Genomic DNA, 731 nt, shown 5'->3' with positions numbered 1-731 from the left:
GTGTATGATTTTAATGGAGAACTAAATGTTGCAGAAAAAGTTGAAGCAGAATGTACTCGTATACAAAGTAGTATAGATCTAGAGAATGGCCCATTAATGAAGGTTGCTTTATTTAGAACAAATCTTGGTGATTATTTAATGATGTGTCTACATCATCTGGTGGTAGATGGCGTATCTTGGCGTATATTACTTGAAGATTTTAATACTGCCATGAAACAGATTGAAGAAGGAAAGGAAATTCTATTTCCAAAGAAAACTGCATCTTATAAAGCGTGGAGTGAAGCGCTTGATGAATATAAAAATAGTAAAAAATTAATTCAGGAAAAAGAGTATTGGGAGGCTGTGACTGAAGAGCTAAAACTCGGAAGAGTTGAATGTGATACGCATTGTACTGGAGCTGGATATAAACATATAGAAGTTACGTTTGATAGGAAGGCAACGAAAAAATTACTTCTTGAAACCGGAAAAGCATTCAATACGGAAATCAATGATGTATTATTAAGTGCACTTGGGATGTCAATAAGGAAAATGAAGGGACAAACAAAAGTAGCCATTGGTTTAGAGGGACATGGAAGAGAAGAGATTCATAAGCCGATTGAAATTGACCGAACCGTTGGTTGGTTTACGAGTATGTACCCTGTAATTATAGAGGGTAAAGAGGAAATCTCGGAGAGTATTATAGTAACGAAAGAAATGCTTAGGAATGTTCCGAATTATGGAATTGGATATGG

1 protein-coding gene is annotated in these 731 nt (G+C 35.4%); it reads left to right on the top strand.

Annotated features, from left to right (window positions below; genetic code table 11):
- Positions 1-731 (top strand): condensation domain-containing protein (locus MR167_RS31575; RefSeq protein WP_242316240.1); only part of this gene is annotated, 731 nt, incomplete at both ends.

Origin of the sequence: Bacillus cereus group sp. BfR-BA-01355 (genome assembly GCF_022663675.1) — a bacterium.
Lineage (GTDB): Bacteria > Bacillota > Bacilli > Bacillales > Bacillaceae_G > Bacillus_A > Bacillus_A thuringiensis_S.
The sequence above is the reverse complement of the archived record's forward strand: the minus strand, read 5'-3'. Positions and strand labels throughout refer to the sequence as shown.